The following is a 17,196-nucleotide window of genomic DNA, read 5'->3' on the forward strand; positions in this document are numbered from 1 at the left end:
GCAAAATGCATGACCACCCAACAATCTGCATGCAAGTTGCGGCTTTTTTCGACGCAGTTCATCAAGCCCACACCCAACAGCCTGCCAGGACTCAGGTGTCGTGCGCGGCACAGCCCTTGGGCGCATAGTCGGCCTCCACTGTGGTGTTGCACGTCCATCCCGAAGCTGGCGAACGGCTCAGTACCAGAGTCTTGTTCAACACCGCCCCCGGAGCATTGAGGAGGGTACAGCCGATACTGCCTTCACCGGTGGCGGCAGTGCCCTCGGCGCTCATTCGGCAGTTCAACGTCAAGGGCGTGCCACCGGCGAGGGCCAGAGTCGGGTCGATTCCCTGATTAAGCAGGTCCTCGATATTGACCTTCAGCGCCGACGCCTCGGCCAACGCGGCCATCATCTTGGCCCGCACCTGGTACTTGGAATACAGCGGCATCGCCACTGTGGCGAGAATGCCGATGATGGCCACCACCACCAGCAATTCGATCAGGGTAAAAGCGGATTGATGTTTCATGAGTTGCCTCCTGGCAAGAATGCTCCGTGGGTAATCAGCAAGGCTTGAAGCATGCCCTGTGCCAAGGTTAACCCCACGGAATTCAAGGCCTGCAGCGCTGATAGCCCATGGCCTTAAGTACGAGGAGTTGCACAAACTGACAAATTTCGTCATCTAGCGCCCCTATGCGTCAGGTGCCCGGCGGCTAGGCTTCAAGAAGCTCACCCCTGCATCAAGGATTGAACCATGGCGGTAAAAGCACCTGTGGCCAGCGTCTATCTCTGGCAAGGCACCGACGGCCAGGGCCACAAGTTGGCCGGCGAGCTGAGCGCTGCAAACCCGGCGCTGATCCGAGCTCAGCTGCGCAGGCAAGGCATCACTCCAACCCGGGTACGCCGCAAGCCCAGGGCCTGGCTCCGATCGGGCCAACGAATCAAGGCACGGGAGATCGCCCTGTTCACCCGGCAACTGGCAACCCTGATGCAGGCCGGAGTGCCACTGCTGCAAGCCTTCGAAATCATTGCCGAGAGCTTCGTCCAGCCGTTGATGCGCCAACTGCTGGCCAGCCTCAAACGCGACATCGAGGCTGGCTCCAGCCTGGCCACAGCGCTGCGCCGACATCCGCGCCACTTTGACGAGCTGTACTGCAATCTGGTGGAGGCCGGCGAACAGTCCGGCGCCCTGGATACCCTGCTGGAACGGGTCGCCACCCATAGGGAAAAAAGCGAGAACCTCAAGGCCCGGGTAAAAAAGGCCATGGTCTATCCCGTGGCGGTGATCGGCGTGGCCGTCCTGGTCAGCAGCATCCTGCTGATCAAGGTGGTTCCCCAATTCCAGAGCCTGTTCGCCGGGTTCAACGCCCAATTGCCGCTCCTGACCCAATGGGTCATCACCCTTTCCCATGTCATCCAGAACCACGGCGGATGGTTGCTCAGCGCCGGCCTGCTGATGGGGGTAGGGATCAGGCAGGCTTATCGGCGCTCGGAGCGCCTGCGGGACAGTGTGGATCAGGGACTGCTACGCCTGCCCTTGGCCGGCCCGCTGCTGTACAAGGCCGCAGTGGCCCGCTACGCCCGTACGCTGGCCACCACCTTCGCGGCTGGCGTGCCTCTGGTCCAGGCCCTGGATTCAGTGGCCGGAGCCAGCGGCAACAAGGTCTTCAGGCAAGCGGTGGAACGCATCCGCCAACAGGTGGCCAGTGGCATGCAACTGAACTTTGCCATGCGTGCCAGCGGCGTCTTCCCTACTATGGCGATCCAGATGACCGCCATCGGTGAAGAGTCCGGAATGCTGGATCATCTGCTGGAAAAAGTCGCAGCGCATTATGAGGTCGAGGTGGACCACCTGGTCGACAGCCTGACCAGCCTCATGGAGCCGTTGATCATGGTCATCCTGGGCAGTATCGTCGGCGCCCTGGTGGTTGCCATGTACCTGCCCATCTTTCAACTCGGCACAGCGATCTGAACATGTCCTTGACTGAAGCCATGACCCTTTACCCCCTGGCCTTCGTGACTGCGGCCCTGGTACTGGGGCTGCTCGTAGGCAGCTTTCTGAACGTGCTGGTGTGGCGCCTGCCGAAAATGCTTGAACGCGATTGGCGGGCTCAAGCCCACGAAGTGCTGGGACTGCCCCCGGAGCCTGTAGCGGCGCCCTACAACCTGCTGCTGCCCCACTCCCAATGCCCCCATTGCGCACAACCGATCCGCCCCTGGCAAAACATTCCCCTGCTCAGCTATCTGTGGCTGCGGGGCCGTTGCGCCCACTGCAGGACCGCCATCAGCCCGCGCTACCCACTAACCGAACTGGCTTGCGGGCTGATCTCGGCGTACGTCGCCTGGCACTTCGGTTTTGGCTGGCCCGCGGGCCTGCTGCTGATCCTCAGTTGGGGGTTACTGGCCATGAGCCTGATCGATGCCGATCACCAACTGCTGCCAGACGTGCTGGTGTTGCCACTGCTGTGGCTGGGACTGATTGCCAATAGCTTCGAGGTACTGGCGAGCCTGGAGGATGCCCTGTGGGGCGCGGTACTCGGCTATCTGTGCCTGTGGTCAGTGTTCTGGCTGTTCAAATTGCTGACCGGCAAGGACGGCATGGGCCACGGCGACTTCAAGCTGCTAGCGATGCTTGGCGCCTGGGGCGGCTGGCAGATCCTGCCGCTGACCTTGCTCCTGTCCTCTCTGGTGGGAGCGATTCTCGGCACTGTCATGCTGCGCCTGAACCGGGCCAAGACCTCGACGCCCATCCCCTTCGGCCCCTTTCTGGCCATTGCCGGCTGGATTGCCTTGCTCTGGGGTGGTCAAATGACCGACTTCTATTTGCAGTTTGTCGGTTTCCAATGACTCGCTCCGTAAACACACCCTGGACCCTCGGCCTCACCGGCGGCATCGGCAGCGGCAAAAGCGCTGCCGCCCAGCACTTCATCGACCTGGGAGTGCATGTGATCGATGCCGATCACGCCGCTCGCTGGGTGGTGGAACCGGGCCGCCCGGCCTTGGAACAGATTGCCCAGCACTTTGGTGACGGCGTGCTGCAGGCCGACGGCCAACTGGATCGCGCGGCACTGCGCAAGCTGATCTTCGAAGTCCCCGAACAGCGTCGCTGGCTGGAGGCGCTATTGCACCCGCTGATTGCCGAGGAGATCGTCAGCCATCTGGCCCGTGCAGAATCGCCTTACGCGATCCTGGTGTCGCCACTGCTGATCGAGTCAGGCCAGTTCCGGATGACCCAACGGATTCTGGTGATCGATGTGCCGCAACAATTGCAGATCGAACGCACCTTGCAGCGCGACCAGATCAGCGAACAGCAGGTCCAGGCGATTCTCAAGGCCCAGGCCAGCCGCGAGGAGCGCCTGCGTCACGCCGACGATGTGCTGGTCAACGACCGCGATCACGCCTGGTTGCGCAGCGAGGTCGAACGCCTGCATCACTTTTACCTAACTTTGCGTGGAGGCCAGTCATGAGCCAACCCCTGACCGTCGAATGCCCAACCTGTGGCGCCCCCGTGGAATGGACCGCGACCAACACCAACCGGCCGTTCTGTTCCGACCGTTGCAAATTGATCGACCTGGGGGCCTGGGCCGCCGAGGAACACAAGATTCCAGTGAGCCCGGATGCCGAGGACGAACTGTTCTCGGAAGAACTGCCGCCCCGCGCTCACTGAGTGCTCGAACCGACGCCGATCAGGGCCGCATGAAGCTGTAGTCCTGATCGTCGTCGAGGTTCTCCGCGAGGAACTGCAACTCGTCAGCCAGATCCTCGATGCTACGTACGCCCTTGCTCTGCTGCACCACCGCGCTGAGCAGCGCCCGCAGGCTCAAACCCGGTTCAAACCCTTCCTGCTGGGCACTGTGCAGACTGTCGCGCACTTCTTGCCGGGCCCACTGATAGACGCTCATGACCGCACTCCTGAGATTTTTGCCGAGCATGCAGCGCGGCCCCAGGCTCGGAGTTGATATGGATCAAGGGCGCGGGTCCTCATCCTTCCAGGGCGCACTGAGGTAGCGGGTGCGATTGAAGGTTTCCAGCCATTCCGGGCAGAACACCACCAGGGCGCTGATCACCATGCCGTTGATAAATGCCTCGGGAAAGATGATCAGCCACAGGTAGCCGACAAAATCCTCCAGCCATTCGGGCATGGCGAAACGCCCATCAAGCCACAAGAGCCCCAGGCCACAAAGCAGGCACAACAGCGCCGACAGGGCCGCGGCGAAGAATCCGGAGCAGAAGATATAGACGAAGGGATTGCGCGGTTGAGCCCGCTCCACCAGACCGGCACAGGCCTCGGTTACCGCCACCGGCAACAGGATCAGCAAGGCGCCATTGACCCCCAGTGCCGCCAGCTCCTGCCGCCCCAGTGCCAGCAAGCCCAGCTGCGCAATCAGGCCACCGACAATCGCCAGTGGCCAATCCAGCAGTAAGGTCACCGCCGTCATGCCGATGAAGTGATAAGACACTCCAGTATCGAAATCCCGGCGCACCAACCACAGCAGAAACAACGCAAACACCGTTCCGAACAGTAGATGCTGACGGCGACTGTCGGTGAACAGCTCGACCCAGGGCGCCCGCCACACCGCCCAGATCAGAACCGGCACATACAGCAGCCAGCCGATGCTCAGGCTTGCCGGTGACAGCAGCGCCGCGCTGATCATGGCCGGGCTTTCTCCAGCGCAGTCTTCAGTTGCTCGACGGTGGTGAATTCCTGCCGAGACACCAATTGGCCATCCTGCAATTGCAACCACAAGACCTTGTCCTCGGCGGCAGGGTAACGAGAGGCCACACGCCCTTCGCGGTCGAGCATCACCCGGTAGGGATAATCACGCATGGCCGGAACTGCGAACATCTTGGCGATCAGCGCCGGCATGCGCTGGATATCCGCGACAAACACCCCGTGACGCGCCTGCAGATAATCCTTGGGCTTGTCCTTGAGCGCCCCGTTCACCACCTTGGCCGCGTCCATACCGCGCGCCACCAGCAGGATCTGCGCCTGTGAATCGAGGCTGTAGGCTTGATCGAACTGATCCAGCAAGGTCCAGGGTGCCAGACGCTCACCGATTTCAAGGGCCTGGGCGCACAGGGGCAACAGGCCCAGCAACAGAATTGACCAGCGTTTCACTGCACACTCCTTATCGAGGGGTAGGACGGGAAACAGTCTACACCGCCCCTGGGCAGGCTCCAGCAAGCACCGCCAGGCACCGGGTGCAGAGGTTTTTCGAGAAGCGTGGTTTTTAAGGTCATATTTGAGCGCTAAGCTTGGGGATATGGATGACTCAGATTTTTTGCGCCTGCTCACCATTCAGGCCGAACAAGCCAACGCGTTTCTGTCCAATGCCCGCAAATGGGAGCGTGAGCGTTGGGTCTGCCAGCGCCTGCTGCAAGGCCTGAATATTCCCTATCGCAACGACGAATTCAGCGCCGCCGGGCAGGAACCGCCGGATGTGCTGTTTCGCGAGGCCAGCTTCGAGGTGTTCTTCGTCCTTGATGAAGGCCGCCGACTCAATGATGAATGGCGCGACGAACTGCAACGCCGGCGCAGCGCATTTTCCCTGAGCCAACTGGTACGACGCGAAGCCAAGCCCAAGCGCATCCCGGCTAACGAACTGTTGCTGCGCCTGGGGCCGACCCTGCGCAAGAAGGCCCACAACTACAAGGAGCGTGGGATGAACCTCGGGGAGCTGGACATCATCGCCTTCGCCGCCCTGAAACGTGAAGTGCTGGATCTGAACAGCCACTTCCCGCCCCCCACCGAGTACCTGCGCCAGGGCTGGCGCTCGCTGTCCCTGGTGGGACCGACCTTCGCCCGGGTGCTGTTCGCCCATCCGGATGCGCCGGAGTTCCTGCGTAGCAACCTGGGCCGCAGTATCGTTTTCGACGTCGGCATCAGTTTGTAAAGTCCGTCAATCCGCCTCGCCTGGGCATGGCGCAATATCCCGGGCAATGGTAAAAAAGCGCTCTTGCCTGCCAACGCCGGGACTTCGTCATCGAGCCCCCACGCGCAGCGGCTATGCTCGGTAAATGCTCGATTGCATCGCGCTGTAACATTCCCCTGTGTTGCGACGTCTACCTGACGAGGCCCTTTATGAGCAGCCGCCTGAACCCCGACGACCAACGCCATGTCGAAGAATACCTGCAACTGCCCCAGCACCGAGTCGAGCGCCGGCCCTTTCGGCCGTGGATGCTCCTTGTGGTGGTGGTCGTGGTGACGGTCGCCCTGGGCCTGTTGAGCCGTTTTATCAGTTACCTGACGCTATGAGCTGCATCGCGCTCGCTCGGTTGACTGCACCGATTTCTTTTAGCCTTGCGAGATATCCCCATGACTCATCGTATTGTCATCGTTGGCGGCGGCGCCGGCGGCCTGGAGTTGGCGACCCGCCTGGGTAAGACCCTGGGCAAGCGCGGCACCGCCAGTGTGATGCTGGTGGACGCCAACCTGACCCATATCTGGAAACCCCTGCTGCACGAAGTGGCCGCCGGCTCACTGAACTCCTCCGAAGACGAACTCAACTACGTTGCCCAAGCAAAATGGAACCACTTCGAGTTCCAGCTGGGCCGTATGAGCGGGCTCGATCGTCAACAGAAAAAGATCCAGTTGGCTGCCACCTATGACGAGGAAGGCACAGAACTGTTGCCGGCCCGTGAACTGGGCTACGACACCCTGGTGATCGCCGTGGGCAGTACCACCAACGACTTCGGCACCCAGGGCGCCGCCCAGCATTGCCTGTTCCTCGACACCCGCAAACAGGCCGAACGCTTCCACCAGCAACTGCTCAATCACTACCTGCGGGCCCACGCCGGGCAGACAGATGCCGTGGAACAGATCAGCGTGGCCATCGTCGGCGCCGGTGCCACCGGTGTGGAACTGGCAGCGGAACTGCACAACGCCGCCCATGAACTGGCCGCCTACGGCCTGGATCGGATCCTCCCGGAAAACATGCACATCACCCTGATCGAAGCCGGGCCACGGGTGCTGCCGGCCCTGCCCGAGCGCATCAGCGGGCCGGTGCACAAGACCCTGGAGAAACTCGGGGTCAAAGTGCTGACCAACGCTTCAGTCAGTGAGGTGACCGCCGACAGTCTGATCACCGCTGATGGCCAGACCATTCCCGCCAGCCTCAAGGTGTGGGCTGCCGGCATCCGCGCGCCGGGTTTCCTCAAGGACATCGACGGCCTGGAAACCAACCGCATCAACCAGCTCCAGGTGCTGCCAACCCTGCAGACCACCCGTGACGAGAACATCTTTGCCTTCGGCGACTGCGCCGCCTGCCCTCAACCGGGCAGCGACCGCAACGTACCGCCACGGGCCCAGGCTGCGCACCAACAAGCCTCACTGCTGGCCAAATCGCTGAAACTGCGTATCGAAGGCAAAGACCTACCGACCTACAAGTACACCGACTACGGTTCGCTGATCTCGCTCTCGCGCTTCTCGGCGGTGGGCAACCTGATGGGCAATCTCACCGGCAGCGTGATGCTCGAAGGCTGGCTGGCGAGGATGTTCTACATCTCGCTGTATCGCATGCACCAAATGGCCCTGTACGGAGTGTTCCGCACGGCGATGCTGATGCTCGGCAGCCGGATTGGACGAGGCACCGACCCACGCTTGAAGTTGCACTAAGCGCCTGAAAGTACGCCCCGCTACGCAAGGTAGTGGGGTGCACGGGCGGGCGAAGCGTGTGCTACAGACACTCATCCAGAAAGCTCACCACCGTTCCCATACAGGCAACCCGCTCCTCGATATGGGGCATGTGGCTGGAGTTCTCGAACAGTGCCCAGCGAATGTTCGGAACGTTGTCCAGATAGGGTTTGACCACTACAGGGGTTGCTTCGTCGTAACGCCCTGAGATCAGCAGGCTCGGCACCTTGATTCGCGGCAGGCGCTCGACAACGCTCCAGTCCTGCAGGTTGCTCAGGAGAGGGAAATTTCTAGCCCGCTGCGGCACACTTTCCATCGTGGTAGCGCAACATCCCCTGGAAAAAATGCGTACCACCTCTTCCGGCCAAGGCCGAAGCCGGCACACATGCCGCTCAAAATACACTTGCGACGCCTGCACATATTCGGCGCTATGAAGGGTTCCAGCCTGCTCGTGGCCGATCAGCGTCTGCAAGACCCCCTCTGGCAAGGCCTCACGCAAACCCAGGGTTTCAGCCTGCCAGGTCCGCATGTCGGCCGGGGCATTGGCGATGATCAGGGCCCGCAGGCCCGCAGGGGCCAAGACGGCATGCTCGCTGGCCAGCGCCCCACCCCAGGAGTGTCCGAGCAAGGCGTAGTCCTCACTAATGCGCAGGTGATCCAGAAGATTGTTCAGCTCTTCCAGATACAGCTCGACGCTCCAGAATGAAGAAGGCTTGTCCTCCAGGCGAGTGGAAAATCCACTGCCGAGATGATCGAACTGAACGATCGCCCGGCCACTGGCCGCCACATCCCTGAAGGCATCAACGGTGTCATAAGTGCAGCCCGGGCCGCCGTGCAATATCACCAGGGGCGTCAGACCATTCTGCAGATCCCCCGTCACCCGATACCAGGTCTGCCAGGAGCCAAAGGAGGCATAACCTTCCTGTGGTGGTTTACTTGCTTTCATTGCGCATCACTCCCTGATGACGATCACCCTGTGTCATTTTCGGCCTCGCCCCCGTATCTGCGATAAGACCGGGCCGGTTGTGCTCGCTTTAGTTTTCCAGCAAGCGATAGTGAACGGCTCGAACCACGGCCTGAACCCGATTCTTGGCGCCCAACTTGTGCATCGCCGAGGTCAGATGCAGGTTGATGGTGGCCACGGAACGCTGCAGGCGTTCAGCAATCTCACCAGAGGTCATGCCCTCGGCCGCCCATTTCAGGCACTCGCGCTCGCGCTTGGTCAGTTGAACCGGATAGCTGCGAATGCTTTTACTGAGCGGTGGGTAGAGGTGTTCCTGCAGAGCATGAGAAAGAAGCGTGAAATCCCTCAAGACCTGTTGCAGATCATGCAAGGCCACCTGGGTACTGCCCGAGCGCAAACCGGTCAGGCTGGCGAAACCACCACCAGGCAAGTGAATGGGAACAGTCATGCCATGGGACATTTGATGATGCTGCAGGTAACTCGATACCGGCGCGTGCTGCTGCCCCATAGCCTGGCGCAAGACGGTTTCCGCTTCGGGTCTGTAGGACCAGATAAAGGGAGAAATGCTGTCCAGCGCCACCTGCTGGACCGGGTCGATATGGTAATACCCCTCGTCGCACCAGAGCTCCAGCCAGTCCTTTGGGGTATTGCAGACCATTGCACTGGGAATGATCAGTTCGCCCTGCTGATCAAAAGGCACCGGACTGTAGTCGTAAACCAGGGCATCGAACCCCAACCCCGAGGCCACTTCCATGGTCCCCGCCATCCGCTCATGCAATGTGTTTCCGAGCAAAAGACGAGAGTTAACTTCCGCGAGCCTGCTTTGCATCCGTTCAGTCTCCTTACTGTCTGATCCTTAACAGCAGGGCCTAGAATGCCACGCTCGATAGGAGCCGACCAGGCAAAACCTATAAGAACTACTAGGTTGTGCTACCCGGTTTAGCGGTGCACTTCATGAAAGAAGCCCATGCTTCAACCTCTCCTGCCCCTTTGAACCGCCGCGCTGACAACCACATCAAGGTCGGTATCACGCATGCCCACACCTCCCCGGTCTGCTGCAATGCCGCTTCATGGCCCACCCGAGTGTGGCGCCGCGCATCGCTCATTGCAGACAAGGACCCGTGCCATGCAGATGCCCAAGACCCTTCAGATCCACAACGGTGAAAAAGTCCCTTCAACCTTCTCCCTTGAAGAATACGCCCAGCGCCTGAGCACGCTGCGAGCCTATATGGCCCAACAGGATATCGACGCGGCGCTGTTCACCTCCTACCACAACATCAACTACTACGCCGACTTCCTGTATTGCTCTTTCGGCCGTCAGTACGCCCTGGTGGTGACCCGGGAACGTAGCGTGCTGATCAGCGCCAATATCGACGGCGGGCAGCCCGGGCGTCGGGCGGTCTGCGATGATCAGGTGGTGTACACCGACTGGCACCGGGGCAACTTCTTCGTCGCGGTCAAACAGGCCTTGCCGCAGGCAGCACGGCTGGGCCTGGAGTTCGATCAACTGACCCTGCCCAGCCACCAGGCCTTCGCCGAGCTCTATCCTCGGGCGCAACTCCTGGATATCGCTGCCCCGTGCATGAGCATGCGCATGCTCAAGTCAGTCGAAGAACAGGCACTGATCCGCCAGGGCGCACGCATCGCCGACATCGGCGGGGCCGCCGCCATCGATGCCCTGCAGGATCAGGTATCGGAATACGATGTGGCCCTGCACGCCACACAGGCCATGGTGCGGGAAATCGCCCGGACCTTTCCCGCAGCCGAATTGATGGACACCTGGACCTGGTTTCAATCAGGGATCAATACCGACGGCGCACACAATCCGCTGACCTCGCGGCGCATCAGCCCGGGAGAGATACTCAGCCTCAACTGTTTCCCGATGATCGCCGGTTACTACACCGCGCTGGAGCGCACACTGTTCCTTGGGCATTGTCCCGACGCTTATCTGCGGCTGTGGGAAATCAACCTCAAGGTGCATGAGGCCGGATTGCAACTGATCAAGCCCGGAGCCCGCTGCAGCGACATTGCCCGACAGTTGAACGAAATCTACCTGGAACACGACTTGCTGCAATACCGGACCTTCGGCTACGGCCACTCGTTCGGCATCCTCAATCACTACTACGGGCGCGAGACCGGGCTGGAGTTTCGCGAGGACGTGGACACTGTGCTGGAGCCCGGCATGGTGGTGTCCATGGAGCCGATGATCAGGCTACCCGAAGCCAGTCCAGGTGCCGGTGGTTATCGTGAGCACGACATTCTGATCGTCAACTCCCAAGGCGCGGAAAACATCACCCGGCTGCCCTACGGACCACAGCACAACATCATCGACCGCTGAAGAAACAATCAGGACCACTCGACCGGGATGCTCAACGCGCTCTTGATCAACAGGCATCTACAAAGCCAACAAGCCGTGAAGATTGCAGCGATTACCTCTGAAACCCAACGAGAAAAAGCTTAAGCAACAAGAGCTTTCAGGGCTTATCCAGGATGAGCCCTGAAACCCAATAGAAACAGATGCCATGCATTTCACTCAGGTGTCTGCCCGGATACTTTCGAAGTCATGTAGAACGAGCAAACACGGCATGCCCCATCGTTCTGTAGCGATCCAGACACAACTAAGTGAAAACTCGACATTACAAGTAACCGACCATGTTCACTTTATGGAATCAAAGCATTGCGCTTGGCAAACTCCGCCAGGCTTACTTGCGACTCCAACCCCAGCTTCTGCAACAGTCGGGTCTTGTAGGTGCTGACTGTCTTGTTGCTCAAGAACAGTTTTTCACCAATGGCCTTGTTGGAATGTCCCTGTGCTAGATACTGCAACACGATCATTTCCCGATCAGTCAGCAGGCCTATCTGATCCGCCTCGGACTGTTGTTCCGCCGTGGGCATGGAAACATCCAAAGCCATCGACGGATAAAAAGTGTAGCCGGCCAACACAGCATTCAGAGCCACCACCAGATTGCCCAGATCCTCCTCCTTGTTGACGAAACCCCGAGCTCCCAGCTGAATACAGCGTCTGCAGAAGCTTTCAATCGACTGCGAGGTCAGCACCAGCACTTCAGTGGGCAAGCCCAGAGCCTTGATACGTGAAAGCACCTTGAGGCCATCCAGCTTGGGAATACCGATATCGAGGATTACCACATCCGGCCCATGCTCGCGCACCAACTCCAGCGCATCCAATCCATTGTCTGTTTCGGCCACCACCCGCATGTTGTTCTTTTCCAGCAAGACCTTAACGGCGAGCCGAACAACAGGATGATCGTCAACTATCAATACGCTGTGCATATTGTCACTTCACCTTAAAAACCCGGCCTTCGGTTGAGCCGGACCGACCGGAAAATATACGTAACCGCACCCTGTATGCTGCAACTTACGTATCCGTATAAAGACGCTGATGTCATGTAGAAATTTCGTGCACAGCACCTTGATGTCGTCCAGAAATCTCAGATTCCCGGCAAATAACAGAGGATACAAGGGGTTAATGACGCCTCCTTAAGGAATCAGACAGTCTGATTTTTCAATGAGAAATTTCCTACTGCACATAAGGATTTGCCTAATGGTTGCAACTCTAGAGCCTTAGCACTATGACCGGCAAATAATGACATGAGCCGGCAATGCAAAATTTGAACGTTCTGGTCCTGGAAGATGAACCGCTGCAACGCCTGGTTACCGTCACTGCATTGAAAAAAGTGATGCCTGGGCAGGTGCATGAAGCGGCCAGCGGTAGTGAAGCCCTGGCACTGCTGGAGCACTGCGAAAGGATGGACATTGCCATCTGTGACCTGAAAATGCCCGGAATGGACGGTTTGGCCTTCCTACGCCACGCCAGCCAAAGCGGCAAACTGCACTCCGTGATCCTGTGCAGCCAGATCGAGCCGATTCTGCGCCAAACTACCGCCTCGATGATCAGGCGCCTGGGCTTGAACTTCCTGGGTGATCTGGGCAAGCCCTTCAATCTGGAGCGCCTGACCACCCTGCTGACTCGTTATCAGAACCAGCGCCACGGTCTGGTCACTGCTCTGAAAAAGTCCGAACTACCCACCCTGGCGGACGTGATTCGCGGCCTGGACAACGGCGAATTCGAACCCTACTACCAACCCAAGGTGGCACTCGACAACGCGTCGCTCCAAGGGGCGGAAGCGCTAGCCCGCTGGAATCATCCACAGCTGGGAGTACTGCCGCCTTCGCACTTCCTGCACATCATGGAACACCACAGCTTGCTGGACCGCCTGTTCTGGCAACTGTTCGACCAGGGCCTGGCCTTGCGCCGCAAACTGGCGCAAAAAGGCATCCCCCTGAGTTTCTCGTTCAATCTGCACCCATCACAGCTGGCGTCCCAGACCCTGACCGAATCCATTGCCGCCCTGCTCGTGCTGTTTCAGGTTCCATCCAGCAGCATCACCTTTGAAATCACCGAAACCAGTCTGATCAGCGCTCCCGCCAGTAGCCTGGAAAATCTGGTACGCCTGCGGGTAATGGGCTGCGGCTTGGCCATGGATGACTTCGGTGCGGGCTACTCCTCCCTGGATCGCCTCTGCGAGTTGCCCTTCAGTCAGATCAAGCTCGACGGCACTTTCGTGCGCAAGATGGGGCATCACCCCAGAAGCAGCGCCATCATTAGCTACACGGTGGCGCTCGCCCGTTCATTGGGTATGTCGCTGATTATCGAAGGAGTGGAAACCCGCGAGCAGCAGCAACGCCTACTGGAACTGGGATGCGACATAGCCCAGGGCTTCGTGTTTGCACGCCCGATGCCGGAAAGCCATTTCATTGCCTACTGCATTCGTTAGTCCCTTGGGAGAGCCGATCAAAGAGGCGACCCGTTGCTCAGGTTCTGTACCGCCCGCCGGGCGCTCATTGCGTTGTGACTCGTTGATCGAGCCATCTGGCCCCCCACTATCTGAAGCGATTATGCATTCACGACTTTTCTGGCTTTTTATCTGCTTGGCGATATTGGCTGTTCAACCGGCAGCGGCCCAGCTTCCGAGTTTGCCCAATACGCTGTACAGCACGGCACGCCTCGATCACCACGACCTTGCCCTTGACGATGAAGACTGGCGTTGGCTGCGCCACAGGTCGGAACTGAAAATCGGTGCCGTGGCTACAGAATCGTCCCCCTTCAATGTCAGCTACAACGACAATCACTACGAGGGCATTACCGCTGACGTCAGCGCTCTGATTGGGCAGATACTCGGGGTTCGCATCAAGATCGTGTCCTTTGCCACCCGGGCAGAGGCCATGCAAGCCTTACAGGCTGCCAATATCGACTTGCTAGGCAGCTACAGCTCCGAGCAGCCTGCCGAGGCCGTCAGGTTTACTCGCCCCTTCGCCGAAGCCCGACTGGCACTGTTCAAACGCAAGGATGAATTGCGCAAATCGCCCTCCAACCTGGCCGGATTACGAGTTTCTGTGGCCCAGGAACACAGCGCGCAACTGCAGTCGCGCTTTCCCTTGGCCCACTTGATGGTCTATCCCACCCATGACGAGGCCATAGCCGCGGCAGCCTTTGGCCATACCGACATGTACGTGGACGATGTTCTGAGCGCCTACTTCCGCATCAATCGTTCCTACTACGGCTTTCTCAAGTTCGAGCGCTTCGCCGACTTTTCCCAAGGCGGCTACGGTTATGCGCTCCAAGAGGATAACCAGCGCCTGCTGCGGATTATCAACCAGAGCATCGACGCGATCGGTAAGGAAAAACTCCTCAATCTGAGTCGGCGCTGGGTGGGTAGCGGCTTCATTGCGTCGGACCAAAGGATGGCACTGACGCCGGAAGAGTCGCGCTGGATAGCCCGCAACCCAGTCATACGCCTGGTGATCAATGACGATCTGGCGCCCATTGCCTTCTTCGACGCCAATGGCGTTTTCTCGGGTGTCACCGCTGAACTGCTGGACGTGCTATCACAGCGCACCGGACTCGACTTCCAGGTCACCGCTCGCAACGGCGGCTACCCGGAACAGATTGAAGCCTTGCGCCGATCAGAGGCCGACCTGGCCATCATGACTGCCAGTGAACAACGCGAAGACAACCTGCGCTTCACTCGCTCCTTCCTGACCAGTCCCTTCGTCCTCGTGACCCAGACCGACAAGAAAGGCATGGCACAGCGGCCTGGAGACCTGGCAAACAAGCGCCTGGCCATCCCTTCCGGACACGTGACACTGCAGCATGTGCGCGAGCGCTACCCGAAAGCCAAAGTCATTGAAGTCGGCACCTCGCTGGACGCCATGAACATGGTCTATACCGGCGGCGCCGATGCCGCGGTGGTTTCATTGCCGGCCTCGCGTTACTACATTGTCCGCCTGTTCCAGAATCGCCTGGCTGTTGCCGATCTGATTCACACCCGGCAGGCGACCGCCAGCTTTGCCCTGAGGCGAAGCGATTCGGAACTGCAATCCATCCTCGACAAAGCCCTGATCAGCCTCCCGACGGACGATTTGAACGCCATCGCCAACCACTGGCGCTCACCGCCGGGCATGAGCAGCGAAACCTGGCGCGATTACGCGTTGATGATCGCCGAAATCATAGCTGGCGCTTCGTTGCTGCTCCTGCTGTCGCTGCTCTGGGTCTTCTATCTGCAACGCCGGGTCAAGGCCGAGAAAACGCTCAATGAGCAATTGCGCTTTATCGAGACCCTGGCAGAGAACATGCCCCCGGCCCTCTATCTCCGGGACATTGAGGGCAACATGCTGTCCTGCAACCGCAGCTATCTGCAGAGCGTCGGTCTGAGTGCCGAGGACGTCCTGGACAAGACCGTGCAGGAACTGCCTGATGAGCACTTTGCGGCAGGACCCGACCTGCACCAGAACTACCTGCAAGCGATCAATGACGGCAAGACCATTACCTCGGTATATGCCGTGCAATTGCAGGGCAAGGACGTCTGGATCGAGCACTGGATTCAGCCATTCCAGGACGCCACCGGTGTCACAAAGGGCGTGATCTGCGGCTGGCTGGACATAACCAAGCACCGTCATCTGGTTCAGGAACTGAAGGAGGCGAAGAATCTCGCCGATGAGGCCAGCCGGGCCAAGACCACCTTCCTGGCCACCATGAGCCATGAAATACGCACGCCAATGAACGCCATCATCGGCATTCTGGAACTGGCGCTCAAACGCGCCGACAGCGATCGGATCGAGCGCTCCAGCATTGAAATCGCCTACAGTTCGGCCAAGAGCCTGCTGGAGCTGATCGGCGATATCCTCGACATTGCCCGCATCGAGTCCGGACGCCTGAGCCTCTCGCCCAAACGCGCCAACCTGCGCGAACTGGTGGAATCAGTGGCTAGAGTGTTCGAGGGGCTGGCCCGGCAGAAATGCCTGAGCCTGATCCTCGAGATCGACTCCAGCATCAACGGCGATGTACTGGTGGACGGGATGCGTTTCAAGCAGATCCTGTCCAATCTGGTGAGCAATGCCATCAAGTTCACCGAAGCCGGTTTTATCAAGGTGACCATTTCCGGCGAGCTAGTGGAAAACGCTGTGCTGCGGGTCGAGCTCAGTGTCGAAGACTCGGGAATTGGTATTTCCCCCAGTAACCAGCAACGCCTGTTCCAACCCTTCGCCCAGGTAGAGCGCAACGTGCAGAACATCGAAGGCACGGGGCTGGGCCTGGTGATTTGTCGTTCCCTGTGCGAAATGATGGGTGGCCAGGTGTCGATGAGCAGCACCCTGGGGCATGGCACCCGGGTGGATGTGGCGCTGCGTTTGCAAGTACTGGAGCGCACGGCCACCTCTGAGCGTCCGCCTCAGGTCAAGAGGCGCTACACGCACCGTTTGCAGATTCTGGTGGTAGACGATCATCCGGTGAACCGCCAGGTCCTGCAGCAGCAGCTGTGCTTTCTCGGACATGACGTGTTCGAAGCGGAGAACGGCCTGGAAGCACTGCATCTCTGGCGCGAGCAGGACTTTGACGTGATCATCACCGACTGCCACATGCCCATCATGAACGGCGCCGAGATGAGCCGGGCGATCCGCCAGGATGAGCGGGACAAGGCCTGCGAACCAATGATGATCATCGGCCTGACCGCCGACGCCCAGCAGGAAGAAGTGGAACGTTGCATCCAGGCGGGAATGAATGATTGCCTGATCAAACCCATCAGCCTGGATGAGTTGGAAGAACGTCTGCTGGCCATGGGACAGGCCGATGAGAGCGAACGTGAGAACCTCATCCCCACGAAGCCCACCAGCCCCCGCTCTCCCCGGGTATTCGACCTGGAGTCATTGCATACCCTGGTGGGCAGCGAGCCGACGATGTTGCATCACATCTTGAGTGAGTTGCTCAGTAACAATCGCATGGACATGCAGAGCCTCGACACCTTGCTTCAAGAGCAGGCAACAGCTGAGTTGGCAGAGTTGGCGCATCGTATCAAGGGCGCTGCGCGCGTGGTCAAAGGCGAAGAATTGGTAGAGAGTTGTCGTCAGCTGGAAGATGCCTGCCTGAGCCCCGACCTGTCCCTGAACATGATCAAGGAATGCGTGGAACAGGTGAAACAGGCCATCATCACCCTCGAACAGCGCCTGTTTGAACAACGTAAGGTCTGGGAAGAACTGCCTATCGACTGACAACAAGAGGCTCGCCTCCCGGGCTGCCCCTCGACCTCAGCGCTTTTTTACAGAC

17 protein-coding genes are annotated in these 17,196 nt (G+C 59.4%); 10 read left to right on the forward strand and 7 right to left on the reverse strand.

From position 1 onward, the window contains the following. Positions 1-91 precede the first annotated feature (91 nt). Entirely contained in the window at positions 92-508 is a 417-nt protein-coding gene (locus LOY69_RS25605; protein ID WP_102882235.1) for a pilin, read from the reverse strand. A 225-nt stretch (positions 509-733) separates the two neighbouring features. Between LOY69_RS25605 and LOY69_RS25610 the strand changes: the two genes are divergently transcribed. Genes LOY69_RS25610 through yacG form a run of 4 tightly spaced genes read left to right on the forward strand, consistent with a single transcriptional unit; the run spans position 734 to position 3,646 of the window. After that, the gene (locus LOY69_RS25610) at positions 734-1,951 is read left to right on the forward strand and encodes a type II secretion system F family protein (protein ID WP_102882236.1); all 1,218 of its coding nucleotides are present in this window, start codon (positions 734-736) and stop codon (positions 1,949-1,951) included. A 2-nt stretch (positions 1,952-1,953) separates the two neighbouring features. Then, positions 1,954-2,826 carry a prepilin peptidase gene (locus LOY69_RS25615; protein ID WP_123390445.1) on the forward strand — a complete coding sequence of 291 codons (873 nt, stop codon included), beginning with the start codon at positions 1,954-1,956 and terminating at the stop codon, positions 2,824-2,826. After that, the gene (coaE, locus tag LOY69_RS25620; RefSeq protein ID WP_265073767.1) at positions 2,823-3,446 is read left to right on the forward strand and encodes a dephospho-CoA kinase; all 624 of its coding nucleotides are present in this window, start codon (positions 2,823-2,825) and stop codon (positions 3,444-3,446) included. Before LOY69_RS25615 ends, coaE begins: the two co-directional genes overlap by 4 nt. Next, the gene (gene yacG, locus LOY69_RS25625; protein WP_102865474.1) at positions 3,443-3,646 is read left to right on the forward strand and encodes a DNA gyrase inhibitor YacG; all 204 of its coding nucleotides are present in this window, start codon (positions 3,443-3,445) and stop codon (positions 3,644-3,646) included. The genes coaE and yacG overlap by 4 nt, the downstream gene beginning before the upstream one ends. Before the next feature lie 19 nt (positions 3,647-3,665). Here yacG and LOY69_RS25630 read toward each other — a convergent pair whose 3' ends face one another. From LOY69_RS25630 to LOY69_RS25640, 3 genes are all read right to left on the reverse strand, one after another. Next, positions 3,666-3,881 carry a hypothetical protein gene (locus LOY69_RS25630; RefSeq protein WP_102865473.1) on the reverse strand — a complete coding sequence of 72 codons (216 nt, stop codon included), beginning with the start codon at positions 3,879-3,881 and terminating at the stop codon, positions 3,666-3,668. A gap of 63 nt (positions 3,882-3,944) precedes the next feature. Continuing rightward, positions 3,945-4,634 carry an energy-coupling factor ABC transporter permease gene (locus tag LOY69_RS25635; protein WP_102882238.1) on the reverse strand — a complete coding sequence of 230 codons (690 nt, stop codon included), beginning with the start codon at positions 4,632-4,634 and terminating at the stop codon, positions 3,945-3,947. Further along, positions 4,631-5,098 (reverse strand): FAD/FMN-containing dehydrogenase, encoded by a 468-nt coding sequence (locus LOY69_RS25640; protein ID WP_265073768.1) that lies wholly within the window; start codon positions 5,096-5,098, stop codon positions 4,631-4,633. The genes LOY69_RS25635 and LOY69_RS25640 overlap by 4 nt, the downstream gene beginning before the upstream one ends. Before the next feature lie 145 nt (positions 5,099-5,243). Here LOY69_RS25640 and LOY69_RS25645 point away from each other — a divergent pair, with 145 nt between their 5' ends. The 3 genes from LOY69_RS25645 to LOY69_RS25655 all read left to right on the forward strand — a co-directional run bounded on the left by LOY69_RS25645 (position 5,244) and on the right by LOY69_RS25655 (position 7,594). After that, on the forward strand, positions 5,244-5,873 hold the full coding sequence (locus LOY69_RS25645) for a DUF1780 domain-containing protein (RefSeq protein WP_102882240.1): 630 nt from the start codon (positions 5,244-5,246) through the stop codon (positions 5,871-5,873). Between the two features lie 188 nt (positions 5,874-6,061). Further along, entirely contained in the window at positions 6,062-6,235 is a 174-nt protein-coding gene (locus LOY69_RS25650; protein ID WP_043274580.1) for a DUF3094 family protein, read from the forward strand. Positions 6,236-6,295: 60 nt separating this feature from the next. After that, positions 6,296-7,594, forward strand: coding sequence for an NAD(P)/FAD-dependent oxidoreductase (locus LOY69_RS25655; RefSeq protein ID WP_102865469.1), 1,299 nt, complete (start codon positions 6,296-6,298; stop codon positions 7,592-7,594). A 61-nt stretch (positions 7,595-7,655) separates the two neighbouring features. Here LOY69_RS25655 and LOY69_RS25660 read toward each other — a convergent pair whose 3' ends face one another. Then, complete coding sequence (locus LOY69_RS25660; protein ID WP_110597073.1) at positions 7,656-8,558, reverse strand: proline iminopeptidase-family hydrolase; 903 nt, start codon at positions 8,556-8,558, stop codon at positions 7,656-7,658. A gap of 88 nt (positions 8,559-8,646) precedes the next feature. Beyond that, positions 8,647-9,405, reverse strand: a complete 759-nt coding sequence (locus LOY69_RS25665; protein WP_102882242.1) for a LuxR family transcriptional regulator — start codon at positions 9,403-9,405, stop codon at positions 8,647-8,649. 297 nt (positions 9,406-9,702) lie between these two features. Between LOY69_RS25665 and LOY69_RS25670 the strand changes: the two genes are divergently transcribed. Then, the gene (locus tag LOY69_RS25670; RefSeq protein WP_265073769.1) at positions 9,703-10,914 is read left to right on the forward strand and encodes a M24 family metallopeptidase; all 1,212 of its coding nucleotides are present in this window, start codon (positions 9,703-9,705) and stop codon (positions 10,912-10,914) included. A 323-nt stretch (positions 10,915-11,237) separates the two neighbouring features. On the opposite strand, the gene LOY69_RS25675 is transcribed toward LOY69_RS25670, so the two are convergent. Next, the gene (locus LOY69_RS25675; protein WP_265073770.1) at positions 11,238-11,867 is read right to left on the reverse strand and encodes a response regulator transcription factor; all 630 of its coding nucleotides are present in this window, start codon (positions 11,865-11,867) and stop codon (positions 11,238-11,240) included. Positions 11,868-12,196: 329 nt separating this feature from the next. Between LOY69_RS25675 and LOY69_RS25680 the strand changes: the two genes are divergently transcribed. Both LOY69_RS25680 and LOY69_RS25685 read left to right on the forward strand, forming a co-directional pair. Further along, the gene (locus tag LOY69_RS25680; protein WP_265073771.1) at positions 12,197-13,372 is read left to right on the forward strand and encodes an EAL domain-containing protein; all 1,176 of its coding nucleotides are present in this window, start codon (positions 12,197-12,199) and stop codon (positions 13,370-13,372) included. A 121-nt stretch (positions 13,373-13,493) separates the two neighbouring features. Then, entirely contained in the window at positions 13,494-17,141 is a 3,648-nt protein-coding gene (locus LOY69_RS25685) for a transporter substrate-binding domain-containing protein (RefSeq protein ID WP_170002362.1), read from the forward strand. Positions 17,142-17,196: the final 55 nt, after the last annotated feature.

Origin of the sequence: Pseudomonas sp. B21-059, from assembly GCF_026016285.1 — a bacterium.
In the GTDB taxonomy this organism is placed as follows: domain Bacteria; phylum Pseudomonadota; class Gammaproteobacteria; order Pseudomonadales; family Pseudomonadaceae; genus Aquipseudomonas; species Aquipseudomonas danubii.

Coding starts and splice junctions, on each gene's coding strand:
- LOY69_RS25630 (WP_102865473.1), bottom strand. CDS start 3,881: ATGAGCGTCTATCAGTGGGCCCGGCAAGAAGTGCGCGACAGTCTGCAC.
- LOY69_RS25670 (WP_265073769.1), top strand. CDS start 9,703: ATGCAGATGCCCAAGACCCTTCAGATCCACAACGGTGAAAAAGTCCCT.
- LOY69_RS25675 (WP_265073770.1), bottom strand. CDS start 11,867: ATGCACAGCGTATTGATAGTTGACGATCATCCTGTTGTTCGGCTCGCC.
- coaE (WP_265073767.1), top strand. CDS start 2,823: ATGACTCGCTCCGTAAACACACCCTGGACCCTCGGCCTCACCGGCGGC.
- LOY69_RS25660 (WP_110597073.1), bottom strand. CDS start 8,558: ATGAAAGCAAGTAAACCACCACAGGAAGGTTATGCCTCCTTTGGCTCC.
- LOY69_RS25650 (WP_043274580.1), top strand. CDS start 6,062: ATGAGCAGCCGCCTGAACCCCGACGACCAACGCCATGTCGAAGAATAC.
- LOY69_RS25615 (WP_123390445.1), top strand. CDS start 1,954: ATGTCCTTGACTGAAGCCATGACCCTTTACCCCCTGGCCTTCGTGACT.
- LOY69_RS25680 (WP_265073771.1), top strand. CDS start 12,197: ATGCAAAATTTGAACGTTCTGGTCCTGGAAGATGAACCGCTGCAACGC.
- LOY69_RS25665 (WP_102882242.1), bottom strand. CDS start 9,405: ATGCAAAGCAGGCTCGCGGAAGTTAACTCTCGTCTTTTGCTCGGAAAC.
- LOY69_RS25605 (WP_102882235.1), bottom strand. CDS start 508: ATGAAACATCAATCCGCTTTTACCCTGATCGAATTGCTGGTGGTGGTG.
- LOY69_RS25610 (WP_102882236.1), top strand. CDS start 734: ATGGCGGTAAAAGCACCTGTGGCCAGCGTCTATCTCTGGCAAGGCACC.
- LOY69_RS25685 (WP_170002362.1), top strand. CDS start 13,494: ATGCATTCACGACTTTTCTGGCTTTTTATCTGCTTGGCGATATTGGCT.
- LOY69_RS25655 (WP_102865469.1), top strand. CDS start 6,296: ATGACTCATCGTATTGTCATCGTTGGCGGCGGCGCCGGCGGCCTGGAG.
- yacG (WP_102865474.1), top strand. CDS start 3,443: ATGAGCCAACCCCTGACCGTCGAATGCCCAACCTGTGGCGCCCCCGTG.
- LOY69_RS25635 (WP_102882238.1), bottom strand. CDS start 4,634: ATGATCAGCGCGGCGCTGCTGTCACCGGCAAGCCTGAGCATCGGCTGG.
- LOY69_RS25645 (WP_102882240.1), top strand. CDS start 5,244: ATGGATGACTCAGATTTTTTGCGCCTGCTCACCATTCAGGCCGAACAA.